This is a genomic window from Rhizobium sp. 01L419 (assembly GCF_056400025.1).
On sequence record NZ_JBFTSM010000012.1, the window covers coordinates 77,601 to 92,483 of the forward strand.

Consider the following 14,883-nt stretch of genomic DNA (forward strand, 5'->3'; position numbering starts at 1 on the left):
TCTTACCCCATCCGATACTGGATATGTGCGCGGCCATGCACGGGTGATTTTTCGATATGGGCGCGCACGCCGAAGACGCGGGCGATCAGCGCTTCGGTCAGCACCTCCTCGGGCGTGCCTGCGGCCACGACCTCGCCCTTCTGCAGCACGGCCAAGTGGTCGCAGAACATCGCTGCCAGATTGAGATCGTGCAGCGCGATGATGGAGGTGAGGCCGAGTTTGGCGACCAGGGCCAGGATATCGAGCTGGTGCTGGATATCGAGATGGTTGGTCGGCTCGTCGAGCAGCAGTTCGCTTGGCGTCTGGGCCAGCGCCCGGGCGATATGCACCCGTTGCCGCTCGCCGCCAGACAGTGTCTGCCAGAGCTGGCCGGCGCGTTCGCCCATGTCGACGCGGGCGAGTGCTTCTTCGACCGCGGCATCGTCATCGGGTGCCCAGGACGAGAGGAGGCCGCGATGCGGCGTGCGGCCGAGGCGGACGATATCGCGCACGGTGAGCTGCGTATCCGTCGTCGTCTGCTGCTCGACGAAAGCGATGCGGCGGGCAAGGGCGGCGCGCGAGAGGCCGGAGACATCATCGTCGCCGAGGCGGATGATGCCGGATCTGACCTGCCGCAGCCGGCAGATCAGGCGGAGCAGACTCGATTTTCCGGAGCCGTTCGGCCCGAGCAGGCCGAGCACCTTGCCCTTTTTGACCGATATGCTGACGCCATTGACGATGACGGTATTGCCGGCGGCATAGGTGACCTTGTCGACTGATATGCTCATGCGCTTCTCCGCACGCGATAAAGGATGATGGCGAAGGCCGGTGCGCCGAAGAGCGCGGTGACGACGCCGATCGGCAGGATCTGCTGCGGAATGATGATGCGCGAGACGATGTCGGCGCCGACCATGAAGATCGCCCCGCCAAGCGCTGTCGCCGGCAGCAGGCGGCCATGGGCTGGGCCGACCAGGAAGCGGGCGGCATGGGGAATGACGAGGCCGACGAAGCCGATGGAGCCGACCATGCTGACGACGCTTGCGGTCATCGCAGCCGTGACGGCGAGCAGGGTGAACTGCACCCGGCGCACGGCGATGCCGAGGGAAGCTGCGGCATCCGTGCCGAAGGCGAAGGCATCCAGCGCACGCACATGGGCAAGGCAGATGACGAAGCCTGTCAGTGCGACCGGCAGGGAGAGATAGACATCCGGCCAGCGCACGCCGCTCAGCGACCCCAACAGCCAGAAGAGCACGCCGCGGGCCTGTTCGGCATTGGCCGACGTGGTGACGATATAGGAGGTCAGCGCATTGAAGAGCTGCGAGCCCGCCACGCCGCAGAGAATGATGCGCTCGCTGGTGCCGCCCACACCGGCTGCCAGAATGCCGACCAGCAGGAAGGCAATGACGGCGCCGATGAAGGCGCCGGCGGAGAGGCTGAGCACGCCATAGCCGAAGCCAAGGATCATGACGCAGACGGCCCCGGTAGAGGCGCCGGCCGAAATGCCGAGCACGTAGGGTTCGGCGAGCGGATTGCGCAGCAGCGCCTGCAACACCGTGCCGCAGAGCGCCAGCGACGCACCGGCACTGGCCGCCACCAGCGCGCGGCTGAGGCGGTAATCCCAGACGATGCCCTGATGAATGCGGCTGAGCTCGAATGCCGTGCCGAACAGGCGATTGGACACCGCCTTTGCCGTGGTGGCGAGAGGAATGGCGATCTCGCCTATAGACACGGCAAGGCTCACCATCAGCCCGAGCAGGACGAAGGCGGCGATGGTGAGCGCGGCGAGCGCCCACCATTTCCTCTGTCGCAAGGCAGCCTGGCTCACTGCGTCAGACCGAAGGACTTGATGCCCTTTGCGAGCGTTTCGATACCGTCGATCGTGCGGATCGTCGGGTTCATCGACTGCGCGTCCATCATGATGAAGCGCTTGTTTTTCACCGTATCGAGTTCACTGGTGACCGGATCATTCTCCAGGAAACCCACCTTCACCTTGGGATCGTCGGCGGCATAGCGACGGCGGTCCATGGTGGCTATGACGATGACAGCGGGATTGGCCTGCGCAATGGTTTCCCAGCCGACGAGGGGCCATTCCTCTTCCGTCGTCACGACGTTCTTGGCGCCGAGCGTCTTCAGGATATAGGCCGGCGCGCTGTTCTTGCCGGCGATGAAGGCATCGCCTTTCACTTCCTTGCTGGAGAACCAGAAGACCACGGGCAGGTTCTTGCTTGAAGCGCCGGCAACGGAGGCAACGGCGGCGGCCTCGCGCGTCTTCAGGTCGGCGATCAGCGCATCGCCGCGGTCCTTGATGTCGAAGATCTCGGCGAGTTCGGCGATTTCCTGATAGATCAGGTCCATCGTGAACAGTTCCCTGCGCACGCCATCGCCGCCATCGGTGTTGATCTTGGCGACGCAATCGGCAGGCGCGACATAGGTGTTGATGCCGAGGTCTTTGAATTGCTCGCGCTTGCCGACGGAGCCTTGCGTGCCGACATGCCATTCGAATTCGGCGGCTACCAGATCGGGCTCGGCACCGACGACGGATTCGAAGCTCGGGTCGTTGTCGGCCAGCCGTTTGATCTTGCTGTTGGCCTCGGCATATTGCGGCAGGACCGGGCCGACCCAGACGGCCGTGCCGGCGATCTTGTCGGCAAGGCCGAGCGAGAAGAGCACTTCGGTCATGCCCTGGCCGATCGAAACGATCTTGGCCGGGGCCTTGTCGAACGTGACCGGCTGGCCGCAATTGGTAAGGGTGAGGGGGTATCGGGTGGCGGCGAAGGCGGGGGCTGCGAGGCCGGCCAGGCAAAAGCCGGCGAGCCCGAGCGCAAGGGAAAAGCCTGGAAGTAACTGGCGCATTGGAAACTCTCGATCGGAAGGAAAAGGGCTAGCGGACGCCGGCGCGCGCAGATGCGTGAGCCAAGCGTGGAGGGAGAGGGCTAGCGGCGGGTGGTCCAATCGGGACGGATCGCGTGCGGCAAGCGGCAGGGATTAAGGTCAATCATGTCTGCTCCTTGTCCGGGCATCCCCGCCCGGCTGATTGGATCGTGATTGACGGCAGGTCTCCTGGCTCACGGATGTCAGTCGGTCATCTGCCTTCCCGCGCTTTCGCACAGTGGCATGGCCCTGAGGCCTTGGAGTGACCGGCTCGCTTGTCATGTCCTGATATGAATGGCGCACCATACATTCCGGGATATAACCAGCAATCCGCTTACAGTTGCGGGGGCAGCCACGGTCTTGGTCCCTTTTGGGTCGTCCGCACCGTGTTCCCTATTAATCCCCTCGAAGCTCTCCTCGGGGAACCGTCGTCCTGATCTATGACGCCGCCGTGGGCGACGTCAAGCACCGGATTCGAAGTGTCCCGGGTCCGGAGTCGCTCAGTGGCTGGCGCCCGAGCCGCCGGCGGCGACGAGCGCGAAGGGCTGGCCCTCGACGGGGATCGTGCGCGTTTCCTTCAGCGTTTCGCTACTGACGAGGCGGATCAGGCTGTGGCGAGGATCGGTGATGGCGATATTATCGCCGGCCACGGCCAGCCGCGGCCGCGGATCGCGCCAATGCCCATCCTTGCTGTAGGGCTCCGTGACGGTTTCCGATCTGACGATCTCGCCCTTCACCGTATCGAGCAAGTGCAGCTTGCCGTCCTCGGTGAGGATATAGGCATTCTGGAACCGTGCCGGATCGAGCACGAAATCGACGCGGCGGGTCGGAAGGTCTATGACGCGGTAGGGTGTTTCGGTGCTGTCGGGATCGATCAGCACCACCTTGTCCTCCCCGTAATTGCCGAGGAAGAACTGCATGGAGCGCCCTCCAAGCAGGGTCGAGACCTTGCCTCGCGGCAGCGACGCGCCATAGCCGAGCATCTCCAGTTTGGGGCCTTTCGTGCCGCCGGGGCGGGCGACGAGCACGCCTTCCTCGCAACCGAAGGCGACGAGGCGGGCGGAGGTCGCCTCGCCATGCAGGCCGGTGCAGGGCGCGACATCGCCCGCCTGTTGTCCGTCATGGTCGAGCACGCGCAGGCCAAGGCGCGGCGGCAACTCGCCTTCCTTGACCGGCGCCTGCATGTTCGGCACTGAAACCAGCAGGTGATTGCCCATCGGCACCGCGACGCCGTGATGGGCGGCGATGGTGTTGAAAGCCTTCGGCTCCGGCTTTGCCTGCAGCAGGCTACTTTCCTTCAGGAGATCGAAGCGGTCGGTGCGGTCGTAGAAGATCGCCACGTCATCGCCATGCGTCACGACATGGCCCGGCTTCTCGCCCTTTATCGTCGCGCCGATCAGCTTCGGCGGCGTCACTGCGAGATCGCGATGCTCCCCATGATCGGAAAGGACAATGCCGGTATCGATGACATGAATGGTATTCTCATCGCCCTGGACGGCAAAGACCGTGCGCCCGGTGTCGCTCAGCGACAGGGCGGCATAAGCCTTGAGATCGAAGCGACCGATCTGTCTGCCGCTCGCAAGATCGATGGCGCGGACGACCGGCAGGCTGTGATCAGCCACGAAAAGCCGCCAGCTTTCTTGCTGTTCCTCCTCGGCGCGGGAAGCCGATGGCAGGGCGGCGGAGGTGAGCGCGGTGGCGACTGCGAAGACAGCGAAAAGGCGCCGGGGCATGAAATCTCCTTTAATGTAATAACATTACATCTTCGTTGTTATAAAGTTACATTTGCCTTGTCCAGTCCTGGTTGTCGGATTTTTGAGAAATTAGGGCGCTGGCCTCGTTTGATGTTTGGCCGGCTTTCATCGTGACCGGATCGCAACGTCAAGCACGAGCAGTGAGAACTGTTGCCGGTGGAGGGGAACGTCGGCTGCAGCAGGCGGCGCGGCGGCCGCCTGCTGCAGTGATGTTTTGCAATCAGTTCTTCGGCGCCGACAGTTTCTGCATGACTTCGTCGAGATTGAAGCTCGCGGGCTTCTGACGGACGGGGAATTCCGCGAAGCTTTGCAGCCATTTCCCGACGATCGCCTGCGAGGGAACGATGACGAAGGCGCGGTCGAAGAACCATTTTTCGTATTCGATGGATTCGTCGCCGCGTTCAAAGGGATCGGCCCTGAGGTTGAAGAGGAGCGGGGCCCTCAGTTCGGTGAATGGCTGGCGCCAGACGCCGATGCCCGTGTGATCCTGCGACTTGAAGACGACCTTCCAGTTCAGCACGCGCACGGCGACCAGTTCGCCATCGTCGTTCCAGTAGAGGAAATCGCGGCGCGGCGTCTCGTTTACGCTTCCAGACAGGAAGGGCATGAGATTGTAGCCGTCGAGATGCACCTTGAACGTCTTGGTGCCGGCGGTGTAGCCGGTCAGGCATTTCGCCACGATATCCGGTTCGCCTGCCGCCGCGCAGAATGTCGGGATCAGGTCGTAATGCGAGAAGGCCTCGTTGTGGATCGTTCCGGGCTTGATGACACCAGGCCAGCGAATGCATGTGGGCACGCGATAGCCGCCTTCCCAGTTCGTTGCCTTTTCTCCCCGGAAAGGCGTGGTGCCGCCATCCGGCCAGGTCATCACCTCGGCGCCGTTGTCGCTGGTATAGACGACGATCGTATTGTCGGCGACGCCGAGATCGTCCAGCTTCTTCAGGAGTTCGCCGATCATGGCGTCATGTTCGAGCATGCCGTCAGGATAGACGCCAAGGCCAGTCTTGCCGACGGAATCGGCCTTCAGATGCGTGTTGACGTGCATGCGGGTGGAGTTGAAATAGCAGAACCAGGGTGTGCCGGCATTCTGCTTGCGATCCATGAAATCGAGAGCGGCGGCCAGGAATTCCTGATCCACGGTCTCCATGCGCTTGACAGTCAGCGGTCCGGTATCCTCGATCCTGCCGTCGGCCGAAGCCTTGATGACGCCGCGCGGACCGAAGCGTTTGCGGAATTCCGGGTCCTTGGGATAATCAGGATTCTCAGGCTCTTCCTCGGCATTGAGGTGATAGAGATTGCCGAAGAATTCGTCGAAGCCGTGGTTGGTCGGCAGGAATTCATCCTTGTCGCCGAGATGGTTCTTGCCGAACTGGCCGGTGGCGTAACCGAGTGATTTCAGGAATTCGGCAACGGTCGGGTCTTCCGGCTGGATGCCGAGATCGGCGCCGGGCAGGCCGACCTTGGTGAGGCCCGTCCTGATCGGCGACTGGCCGGTGATGAAGGCGGCGCGGCCGGCCGTGCAGCTCTGCTCGCCGTACCAGTCGGTGAACATCGCGCCCTCATTGCCGATGCGGTCGATGTTCGGAGTGCGATATCCCATCATGCCGCGGTGGTAGATGCTCGGGTTGAACCAGCCGATATCGTCACCCATGATCATCAGGATGTTCGGTTTGCGTCCGGCAGTTCCTGAGGTCGTTGCCTGTTGCGCCTGTGCGGGCGCCGGTGCAGATAGCGATACGCCGGCTGCGGCCAGCGCCGTGCTCGCGACCAGCAGATCGCGGCGGCTGAGCCCTTGCCGGGTCACGGTCACGGATGGGTTCTTCGTCTCCTCTGCCATGCGGGTATCCTCCGTTGGACGACGGTTTGGACCGTCGGCCTGCACGCTAGAGACGAGTTTTAGGGCGCGGAAGTACGTTACGGTAAATGCCGGCGGGGTTTACCGTAACGTGCAGGAGAGGCAGTAGCGGGCACTTAATAAGACTGCCGCATCTAATTGCTGAGCCACGTTCACAAGCCTATCCCGCATTCTGCCGCTAATCCGGCTAATCTGCCGGCGCTATATCCCCATCGGCGCGGCTTTCCGCGTCAAGTTTCCAACAGCGCGAGGGATAAGCCATTGAGAACATCAGGATTTGCCGCAACCGATGCGAACACGCCGTTGCAACCTTTCTCCTTCGATCGCCGGGAACTGCGCCCCGAGGACGTGGCGATCGATATTCTCTACTGCGGGGTCTGCCACACCGATCTGCATATGGCCCGCAACGACTGGGGATTTTCGGCCTATCCCGTCGTGCCGGGACATGAGATCGTCGGGCGGGTATCGGCCATCGGCAGCAGCGTTTCGGGCTTCAAGGTGGGCGACAATGTCGCCGTCGGCACGATCATCGACAGCTGCATGGAATGCGCCCAGTGCCGACGCAATGAAGAGCAGATGTGCTACAAGGGCGTCACCGTTACCTATAACGGCCAGGACCGGGTGACGGGCGAGACGACCTATGGCGGCTATTCCGACCATATCGTCGTGCGCGAGGAATTCGTGCTGCGGGTGCCGGACGGGCTGGATCTGGCGCGGGTCGGGCCGCTGCTCTGCGCCGGGATCACCACCTATTCACCGCTGCGCACCTGGAATGTCGGCCCCGGCAGCCGGGTGGGCGTGATCGGGCTTGGCGGGCTCGGGCATCTGGCCGTGAAGTTTGCCTCCGCGCTCGGCGCGCATGTGACGGTCATGACGCGCTCGGAAGGCAAGATCGAGACGGCGCGCGCACTCGGCGCCGACAAGGTGCTGCTGTCGACCGATACCCAGGCGATGGAGGCTTCGGCCTTTGCCTTCGATGTCATCATCGACACTGTGCCCTACGAGCACGATCTCAGCCCCTACCTCAACCTGCTCGATGCCGATGGCACGCTTGTGATTGCCGGGTCGCTGGTCGATACGCCCAAGTTCAATAACCTCTTGATCCTCGGCGCACGCCGGCGCATTGCCGGCACGCCGAGCGGCGGCATCAGGCAAACACAGGAGATGCTGGATTTCTGCGGCCGCAAGAACATCCTGCCGGAATGCGAGATGATCGCCATGGCCGATATCGCTGGAGCCTTCGAGCGGCTGGAACGCGGCGATGTGCGTTACCGTTTCGTCATCGACATGGCGACGATGCCGGCGGCTCAGGCGGCTTGACCGGCTGACCGTTTGGGGATGGCACGCAACGCCTCGACGAAGACCGAAAGGGCCGGCGGCATCTGTCGCCGGCTCGGGTAATAGAGGGAATAGCCGGTGAAGGGCTTGCAGTAATCCTCGAGCACGCGGATCAGCCGGCCGCTCCTGACATGCTCGGCGGTGAAATCCTCGAAGACATAGACGAGGCCGGAACCTGAAAGGGCGGCCTCGATCATCATCTCGGAATCGTTGACCATAAAGCTGCCAGATACCTTCACCTCGATGTCGCGGCCATTTTCCTCGAATTCCCAGGCATAGGGGCCGGCCAACGAGGCCATGTAATAGGTCACGCAATCATGATCGGCGAGATCGTGCGGTGTTTTCGGCTGCGCAAAGCGGGCGAAATAATCGGGCGAGCCGACGACGGCGGCGCGTATGTCCGGGCCGATGCGCAAACCGATCATATCCTTGTCGATGCGCTCGCCGAAGCGGATGCCGGCATCGAAGCGCGAAGCGACGATATCCTCGAACCGGTCGCCGACGATCAGCTCCACGCGGATATCCGGATAGGTGCGATGAAACTCCGGCAGGATCGGCATGACGAGCGAGGTTGCGGCATGTTTGCCGGCGGTGATGCGCACGGTGCCGGAGGGTTTTTCCCTGAGATTGCCAAGTTCCTGCAGGCCGCGGCTGATCTCGGCAAAGGCGGGCTGGAGCGTGATCAGCAGGCGCTCGCCTGCCTCCGTGGTGGCGACGCTGCGGGTAGTGCGGGCGAGAAGCCGCATGCCGAGCCTCTCCTCCAGCTGGCGCATCATGTGGCTCAAGCCCGAGGAGGAAATGCCAAGGCGAGCGGCGGCGCGCGTAAAGCTGCGCTCTTCGGCGACGATGACAAAGGCGGCGAGATCATCGAAATCGTGGCGTTTCATTTCTGATCTGCCTTCAGGAGTGGGCGGGATTGCGGGATGCTGCTCATATATCTGGGCCGATAGGAGCAGCCCGGCAAGATGCCTGATGTCAATGACCCGACACTTGCGCATCCGTAAATCGGCAATGACATAAATATCACGTCATGCTAAAGTAGAATCTACTGATGGTGGAGGAGTTACCATGAGTATTTTCGATGGTTTAGGCGGTGTTCTCTCCGACGTTTTTGCCGGCAGGCAAGTCGATTACGTCGCGGTTGCAACCCGGATATTCGACAATGCCGGAGGGCTGCAGGGCATTGTCTCGCAGCTCAATACGGCAGGTCTTGGTGAGCAGGTCTCATCGTGGATTGGCACCGGCCACAATCTGCCCGTTTCGGCAGAGCAGATCCAGGCGGCCCTGTCCTCCGATCAGCTGCGTGATCTCGCCGCCAAGTTCGGCGTCGATACCAGCGAGGTGTCCAAGCTGCTCGCCGAGCATCTGCCGCAGGCGGTGGATGCGGCAACGCCCAACGGGACCGTCTCATAGCTTTCAAAGCCGTGCATGCCGTGAACCGCCCCAAACACGAGGATGTCTGATGATTGCGAGATTGCTTGTGCCCGCCTCCGCCGGAGCGTTGATTGCCGCCGCCTTCTTGGTTTCACCCTTCTCCGTCTCTCCGGCCTCGGCGCTGACCATGAAGGAATGCAGCGCCAAATATCAGACGGCCAAGGCCGACGGTTCGGCCAAGGACATGAAGTGGAACGACTTCCGGGCGAAGTTCTGCGGTGCGGATGCGGCCGCCGAAGATGCCGCCGATGACAAGGCAGTGGCCGCAACGACGGACAAGGAACCCGAGAAGCCGACGGTCAAGGCACCGAAGGGCGTGACCATGCCGAAGGCGATCGACAAGAAATATGCCAGCGAAACGCCGGGTAAGGGTCGGCTGCATACCTGTGTCGACAGCTACCATGCCAACAAGGATGCCGGCACGCTGAACAATCTGAAGTGGATCCAGAAGGGCGGCGGTTACTGGAGCCTTTGCAATACGGCGCTTAAGGCCGGTGGCTGAGACGCAGGCTGGCGGGGTGGCGGCCGAGGACTATTGCGGCGCCGCCTCCGCCATTTCTTCTCGCTCCTTCAGGATACGGTCGATCAGGCCCCATTCCAGGGCTTCTTGCGCCGTCATGAAGCGGTCGCGATCCATCGCCTGCTCGAACTCATCATAGGATCGGCCGCAATGCTCGGCGTAGAGGCTCGTCATGAGCAGCTTCGTCTTCCTGATTTCCTCGGCATGGATCAGCATATCGGAAGCCTGCCCCTGGAAGCCGCCGAGGGGCTGGTGGATGAGGATGCTGGCATTGGGCAGCGCATACCGCTCACCCGGTTGGCCGGCCATCAGCAGGAATGAGCCCATCGAACGGGCCGTTCCCATGCAGAGCGTGTGAACCGGCGCGCGGATGAAGCGCATCGTGTCGTACATGGCAAAGCCGCTGGTGACGACGCCACCCGGCGAGTTGATGTAGAGATTGATCGGCTTCTTGGGATTTTCGGCTTCGAGGAACAGAAGCTGGGCGCAGACGAGGGCGGAAACGGTATCGTTGATTTCGCCGTTCAGAAAGATGATCCGCTCGCGCAGGAGGCGGGAATAGATGTCGAAGGATCGCTCCCCTCTGGAGGATTGTTCGACGACCATAGGGACGAGTTGCATCGCTTCGCGCATCGGCGAACTCCAATCGTTTGGGACTATGACGGGAATGCTTGCCGCGTCAGGCGGCGAGCATGAGGGTCGGGCCGTTGCTGTTGGCGACCGATCTCGTGAGACGCTCTGATGTCGCGCCGGTCAGTTCGTGGATGATCCGCAGGCTGGTGCCGCCCGATGTATTGGGCGCGATCGCGAAGGTGACGATGCTTTCAAGGAAGGGCGGGCTGTCGTCGCGCAATCTGTAGCGAATCTCCTTGCCCGGCGTCTCGGAGAGCGATTGCGGATCGGCAAGCGCTTCCTTCGGCAGCCATCTCTCGCGAAATTCGGCGATGCTGATTGCCCGCCAGACCTTTTCCGGCGGCGCATCCAGCTCGTATCTCTGTTCGAAGCCGCTTTCCGGAGCCTCGGCCTGCACTTGGGCCTTCACCTCGTTCATTGGTCCATATCCTTCAGCAAGAGCTTGAGAGCATCGATGCGAGCCGGCCAGTAGGCGCGATATTTCGCCAGCCATTCTGCGATGAGGGCAAGCCCATCCGGATCGACCTCGTAATTCACGAAACGGCCCTCCCTCTGTTCGCGCACCAGCCGCGCCGACCGCAGCACGGCGAGATGCTGGGACATGGCCGGCTGGCTGATCTCCATGCCCTGGCGAAGCGCGCTGGCATTCAGGCTGCCGGTCGCCAGCTTTTCGAAGATCGTGCGGCGGGTCGGGTCGGCTAGTGCTCGAAAAATGTCGTGTTCCATCATAACGACACATAAGCAGATACTTATGCGATTCGCAAGTGTGTCGAATGGGCAGGGTCACTCGGCCCGATGCAATTTCTGTCGGGCCACATCCAGAATCTCATCCGCCATCTCTTCATCGGTCACAATACGCGCCAAAGTCAGCGCGCCGACCAGCATGGCGAAGGCGGCCATTCCCTTGCGGCGGCTGGCCTTGGTACCGGCGGGGCCGGAGCCGAAGACGGAGAACATGTCCTCGATCACTTTGGTGGCCGCTTCGCGCGCCTCTGGGCCGGAGCGGGCGAGCTCACTGCCGAGGGAGGAGATGGGGCAGGAGGGCACGGCTTTGCCGCCGGCCCGGGTGGCTTCGATATAGGCGTTGACGACATCGTCGAAGCTGGCCTCGTCGCGCACTTTGCGCATGCTTCCGGCGACCTGATCCCCAGCCTTTTCCAGCGCTTCGGCGACCAGATGATCCTTGCTTTCGAAGTGGCGGTAGAAGCCGCCCGGCGTCAGGCCGGCAGCGGCCATGATATCGGCGACGCTTGCTTCAGCAATGCCCGAACGCCTGATCTCGTCGGCTGCGGTGGCGACGATGGTCTGGCGCGTCCTTGCCGCTTCCTCGTTTGATTTTCGCATTTCCGGTCTCCAGAACCTTGACAATTTAGATTATATCCAACATCTAATTAGATGTCACTCGTAATCTAAATTTCAAGGGCGGGCGATTTGTAACGGACGAGCCTCGTGGTTCGCTCCGGCGGATTCCTGCGCCCTTTTCACAACTGGAGAAGACCATGTCCAAGACCTATCTCGTGACCGGAGCCACCGGCAAAACCGGCAAGCATACGACCCGTATCCTCCTGGAAAAGGGCCACACGGTGCGAGCGTTCGTGCATCGGGAAGATGCGCGTTCTCAAGCGCTCGCCGAGGCGGGGGCGGAGGTCGTAGTCGGGGATCTCACTGATCATGATGCCGTCATCAGCGCGGTCGGGGGCGTGAACGCCGCCTATCTCTGCTATCCGATCCGCCCTGATCTCATCGATGTGACGGCCTATTTTGCCGATGCCGCACGGCGGGCAAAGCTCGAGCTCATCGTCAACATGTCGCAGATTTCGGCGCGCGAGGTGGCGAAAAGCCATGCTGCCCGCAACCATTGGGTCGCCGAGCGCGTGCTGGACTGGTCGGGTGTGCCGACCGCCCATATCCGCCCGACCTTCTTCTCCGAATGGCTGACATTCCCCTGGGTGAGCAATGTCATCGCCAGTGAGGGCGTGATCGAGCTGCCCTATGGCGAGGGAAGGCATGCGCCTGTTACCGGCGAAGACCAGGCGCGGCTGATTGCGGCCATGCTGGAAAACCCGGCCGAGCACGCCGGCAAGATCTATCCGCTGTTCGGTCCGGTGGAGCTCAGCGAGGCGGAGATCGCCGCAAGGATGAGCGAGGTGCTCGGCCGCAAGATCGGCTACCGGCCTGCGACCGCCGAAGCCTATACGGCGCGCCTCAAGAGTTTCGGCCTTGACGATTTCATCATCCAGCACTTCCAGTGCATCGCCGAGGACTGCCGCAACGGCGTCTTTGCGGGCACCAACGACGTTATCGAGCAGTTCACGGGAACGCCGCCGATGACGGTGGAGGCTTTTGTCGAGCAAAACCGCGCCGCCTTCGATCGCGCTTGAGTCGGGTGACCGCGACTTCAAGGCGCAGTCGGAACTGGCGCATTCGGCCGACGTGGATGCGTGAGGCGGATTTCGACGGATGGGCGGGTTTGCTTCCGTCCCATCCGTCACCATTCAATCCGACTGCCTTGGGCCGCTATGATCCGTCGTCCGGTCATGAATGTTGCATTGAGCTTTGCCGCAGATGCCGCTATCACGGATTCGATGCTGAGGTAGGGGCCTCGAGGCGCAGGGGAACGATGCAATATCGTCTGGACAGGATCGAGCAATGGCTGGTGCGCATTCTGTGCACCATCGCGCTCGTCTTCGTCGGTCTTGCGCATCAGGTTCCGGCCGTCGCCGAAGATGCCCTGAGCCCTGCGGCACTTGCCCAGTATGTGCTGCCTGACGGCACGCTGCCGACGCTCTGCGTTACCGTTGTCGACGATCACGGCAAGGAGCATGGCAAGATTGCGCATCTCAACCCGTGCGAAGCTTGCCGCATCAGCGCTTCCGTCGTGCTGCCGCAGCCGGCCGATATCACCGGTGCGCGTATCGGCTTTACGTTCAAGGTGGAGCTGCCGCGCCGCGTCGAAGCTTTCCATCGCCAGCTTTTCCCGCCCAATACCGGGCCGCGCGCCCCGCCTGCCAATCCGATCCTTGCCTGAACCCGCGTCGTGGCTCTGGCCGTGATGCGTCTTGCAATCATGGCCGGGCCGCGCTGACGCCGCCGGCCGAGGATTCGGATCTACTTCCATGTCTACAATCACTGCCACTGAGTCGGCAGAGAACGCCACATCGGGCGTTTCGCTCTATCGCGCCATCTGGCGCTGGCATTTCTTCGCCGGCCTGCTCACCATTCCCTTCCTGTTGAACCTTGCCATTACCGGCTCGCTCTATCTCTTCAAGGACGAGATCAACGATACGGTCTTTGCCTATCGCTATACAGTTCAGCCCGCCGGCGAGGCGCTGCTGCCGCAGAAGATTGCCGATATCGCGGCAGCCGCGGTGCCCGGCTCGGTTGCGAGCTCCTACAAGGACCCGGCCGGGGCCGATCGTTCGGCGATCGTCACGGTGTCGTCAGATGCCGGCCAGACCCTGGTCTTCGTCAATCCCTATGACGGTAAGGTGCTCGATACGGTGGGCTCCACCGAGGAGTTCAACTATGTCGTCAAACGCATCCACAGCCTTGCGCTGTTCGGCGGCCTGCCCAACAAGCTGATCGAGATCACCGGCGGCTTTGCAATGGTACTCGTCGTGACCGGCATCTATCTCTGGTGGCCGCGGCGGCAAACGGGTGGGGTCGTGACCGTGCGCGGCACGCCTGAGCGGCGAGTCTTCTGGCGGGATCTGCATGCGGTGACCGGTGCATTCGCCGGTATCCTGATCTTCTTCATGGCGATGACCGGCATGCCCTGGTCCGGCTATTGGGGCGCCAACGTGAATGCGTGGCTCACGAGCCATGATCTCGGCTATCCCGTGCAGCTCTGGGATGCGGTGCCGAAGTCGCAGAAGGTGACGGAGGATATCCTGCCGAAGGCGGGCTGGATCGTCGAGAGGGCGCCGGTGCCGTTGTCGGACATCGCGGCGGCGCAATCGAAGAAGCCTGTTGGCCTCGACAAGGCGGTGGAAGTCGCACGCGGGCTCGGCATGGCGCCGGGCTTCGATCTCGCCATTCCCGGCAGCGAGACCAGCGTCTATACGGCGGCCGTCTATCCCGACGACCTCACCAACGAGCGCACACTCCATATCGACCAGTATTCCGGCAAGCCGCTCATCGATCTCTCCTTCGGCCAGTATCCTTTCCTCGGCCAAGCAATCGAATGGGGCATCAATGTGCATCAGGGGCAGGAGTTCGGGCTCTTCAATCAGCTGCTGATGCTGGCGACCTGCCTTGTCATCATCCTCTCCTGCGTCACCGGCGCCGTCATGTGGTGGAAGCGGCGACCGGCCGGGCGGGTCGGCGTGCCACCCATGCCGCCGCGGCGCTCCGTCTATCTTGGGCTCTGGACCATCGTGCTGGTCTTCGCCATCGCGTTTCCGATGAGTGGATTGCTGATCCTGCTGATGATCGCCTTCGACCAGATGGTGATCCGTTTCGTGCCGCCGCTGAAGCGCGCCTTTGCCTGAGGAGGGGAT

Annotated in this window: 16 protein-coding genes and 1 riboswitch; of the genes, 6 read left to right on the plus strand and 10 right to left on the minus strand. The window is 62.3% G+C overall.

The window, feature by feature from the left end:
* Positions 1–2: 2 nt before the first annotated feature.
* The 5 genes from AC1DUP_RS22775 to AC1DUP_RS22795 form a co-directional block, all read right to left on the minus strand.
* Positions 3–767 carry an ABC transporter ATP-binding protein gene (locus AC1DUP_RS22775; RefSeq protein WP_113311033.1) on the minus strand — a complete coding sequence of 255 codons (765 nt, stop codon included), beginning with the start codon at positions 765–767 and terminating at the stop codon, positions 3–5.
* Positions 764–1,804 (minus strand): FecCD family ABC transporter permease, encoded by a 1,041-nt coding sequence (locus AC1DUP_RS22780; RefSeq protein WP_477834614.1) that lies wholly within the window; start codon positions 1,802–1,804, stop codon positions 764–766. Before AC1DUP_RS22780 ends, AC1DUP_RS22775 begins: the two co-directional genes overlap by 4 nt.
* Positions 1,801–2,832 (minus strand): ABC transporter substrate-binding protein, encoded by a 1,032-nt coding sequence (locus AC1DUP_RS22785; RefSeq protein WP_477834616.1) that lies wholly within the window; start codon positions 2,830–2,832, stop codon positions 1,801–1,803. Before AC1DUP_RS22785 ends, AC1DUP_RS22780 begins: the two co-directional genes overlap by 4 nt.
* 180 nt (positions 2,833–3,012) lie before the next feature.
* Positions 3,013–3,295: riboswitch (cobalamin riboswitch) on the minus strand.
* Positions 3,296–3,350: 55 nt separating this feature from the next.
* A complete protein-coding gene (locus tag AC1DUP_RS22790; protein WP_477834618.1) occupies positions 3,351–4,583 on the minus strand; it encodes a hypothetical protein in 1,233 nt (410 codons plus the stop codon).
* A 241-nt stretch (positions 4,584–4,824) separates the two neighbouring features.
* The gene (locus tag AC1DUP_RS22795) at positions 4,825–6,441 is read right to left on the minus strand and encodes an arylsulfatase (protein WP_113311029.1); all 1,617 of its coding nucleotides are present in this window, start codon (positions 6,439–6,441) and stop codon (positions 4,825–4,827) included.
* 279 nt (positions 6,442–6,720) lie between these two features.
* Here AC1DUP_RS22795 and AC1DUP_RS22800 point away from each other — a divergent pair, with 279 nt between their 5' ends.
* Entirely contained in the window at positions 6,721–7,779 is a 1,059-nt protein-coding gene (locus tag AC1DUP_RS22800) for an NAD(P)-dependent alcohol dehydrogenase (RefSeq protein ID WP_477834620.1), read from the plus strand.
* On the opposite strand, the gene AC1DUP_RS22805 is transcribed toward AC1DUP_RS22800, so the two are convergent.
* Positions 7,767–8,684: a LysR family transcriptional regulator gene (locus tag AC1DUP_RS22805; protein ID WP_477834622.1), complete on the minus strand. Its 918-nt coding sequence runs from the start codon at positions 8,682–8,684 to the stop codon at positions 7,767–7,769. The genes AC1DUP_RS22800 and AC1DUP_RS22805 overlap by 13 nt on opposite strands.
* A 181-nt stretch (positions 8,685–8,865) precedes the next feature.
* Here AC1DUP_RS22805 and AC1DUP_RS22810 point away from each other — a divergent pair, with 181 nt between their 5' ends.
* Both AC1DUP_RS22810 and AC1DUP_RS22815 read left to right on the plus strand, forming a co-directional pair.
* Positions 8,866–9,210 carry a YidB family protein gene (locus AC1DUP_RS22810; RefSeq protein ID WP_113299221.1) on the plus strand — a complete coding sequence of 115 codons (345 nt, stop codon included), beginning with the start codon at positions 8,866–8,868 and terminating at the stop codon, positions 9,208–9,210.
* Positions 9,211–9,259: 49 nt separating this feature from the next.
* On the plus strand, positions 9,260–9,733 hold the full coding sequence (locus AC1DUP_RS22815; RefSeq protein WP_477834624.1) for a hypothetical protein: 474 nt from the start codon (positions 9,260–9,262) through the stop codon (positions 9,731–9,733).
* A 30-nt stretch (positions 9,734–9,763) separates the two neighbouring features.
* On the opposite strand, the gene AC1DUP_RS22820 is transcribed toward AC1DUP_RS22815, so the two are convergent.
* From AC1DUP_RS22820 to AC1DUP_RS22835, 4 genes are read right to left on the minus strand one after another with little or no spacing between them, the layout of a single operon-like run.
* Positions 9,764–10,384, minus strand: coding sequence for an ATP-dependent Clp protease proteolytic subunit (locus AC1DUP_RS22820; protein ID WP_113507836.1), 621 nt, complete (start codon positions 10,382–10,384; stop codon positions 9,764–9,766).
* Positions 10,385–10,430: 46 nt separating this feature from the next.
* Positions 10,431–10,802: an SRPBCC family protein gene (locus tag AC1DUP_RS22825; protein WP_477834627.1), complete on the minus strand. Its 372-nt coding sequence runs from the start codon at positions 10,800–10,802 to the stop codon at positions 10,431–10,433.
* Positions 10,799–11,113 (minus strand): ArsR/SmtB family transcription factor, encoded by a 315-nt coding sequence (locus tag AC1DUP_RS22830; protein ID WP_477834629.1) that lies wholly within the window; start codon positions 11,111–11,113, stop codon positions 10,799–10,801. The genes AC1DUP_RS22825 and AC1DUP_RS22830 overlap by 4 nt, the downstream gene beginning before the upstream one ends.
* Positions 11,114–11,167: 54 nt before the next feature.
* The gene (locus AC1DUP_RS22835; RefSeq protein ID WP_477834631.1) at positions 11,168–11,728 is read right to left on the minus strand and encodes a TetR/AcrR family transcriptional regulator; all 561 of its coding nucleotides are present in this window, start codon (positions 11,726–11,728) and stop codon (positions 11,168–11,170) included.
* 155 nt (positions 11,729–11,883) lie between these two features.
* On the opposite strand from AC1DUP_RS22835, the gene AC1DUP_RS22840 reads away from it, so the two are divergent.
* The 3 genes from AC1DUP_RS22840 (at position 11,884) to AC1DUP_RS22850 (ending at position 14,874) form a co-directional block, all read left to right on the plus strand.
* Positions 11,884–12,765, plus strand: a complete 882-nt coding sequence (locus tag AC1DUP_RS22840; RefSeq protein WP_477834633.1) for an NmrA family NAD(P)-binding protein — start codon at positions 11,884–11,886, stop codon at positions 12,763–12,765.
* A gap of 239 nt (positions 12,766–13,004) precedes the next feature.
* A complete protein-coding gene (locus tag AC1DUP_RS22845) occupies positions 13,005–13,412 on the plus strand; it encodes a hypothetical protein (RefSeq protein WP_113299214.1) in 408 nt (135 codons plus the stop codon).
* Between the two features lie 88 nt (positions 13,413–13,500).
* Positions 13,501–14,874: a PepSY-associated TM helix domain-containing protein gene (locus AC1DUP_RS22850; RefSeq protein ID WP_477834635.1), complete on the plus strand. Its 1,374-nt coding sequence runs from the start codon at positions 13,501–13,503 to the stop codon at positions 14,872–14,874.
* The last annotated feature ends 9 nt before the right edge of the window (positions 14,875–14,883 follow it).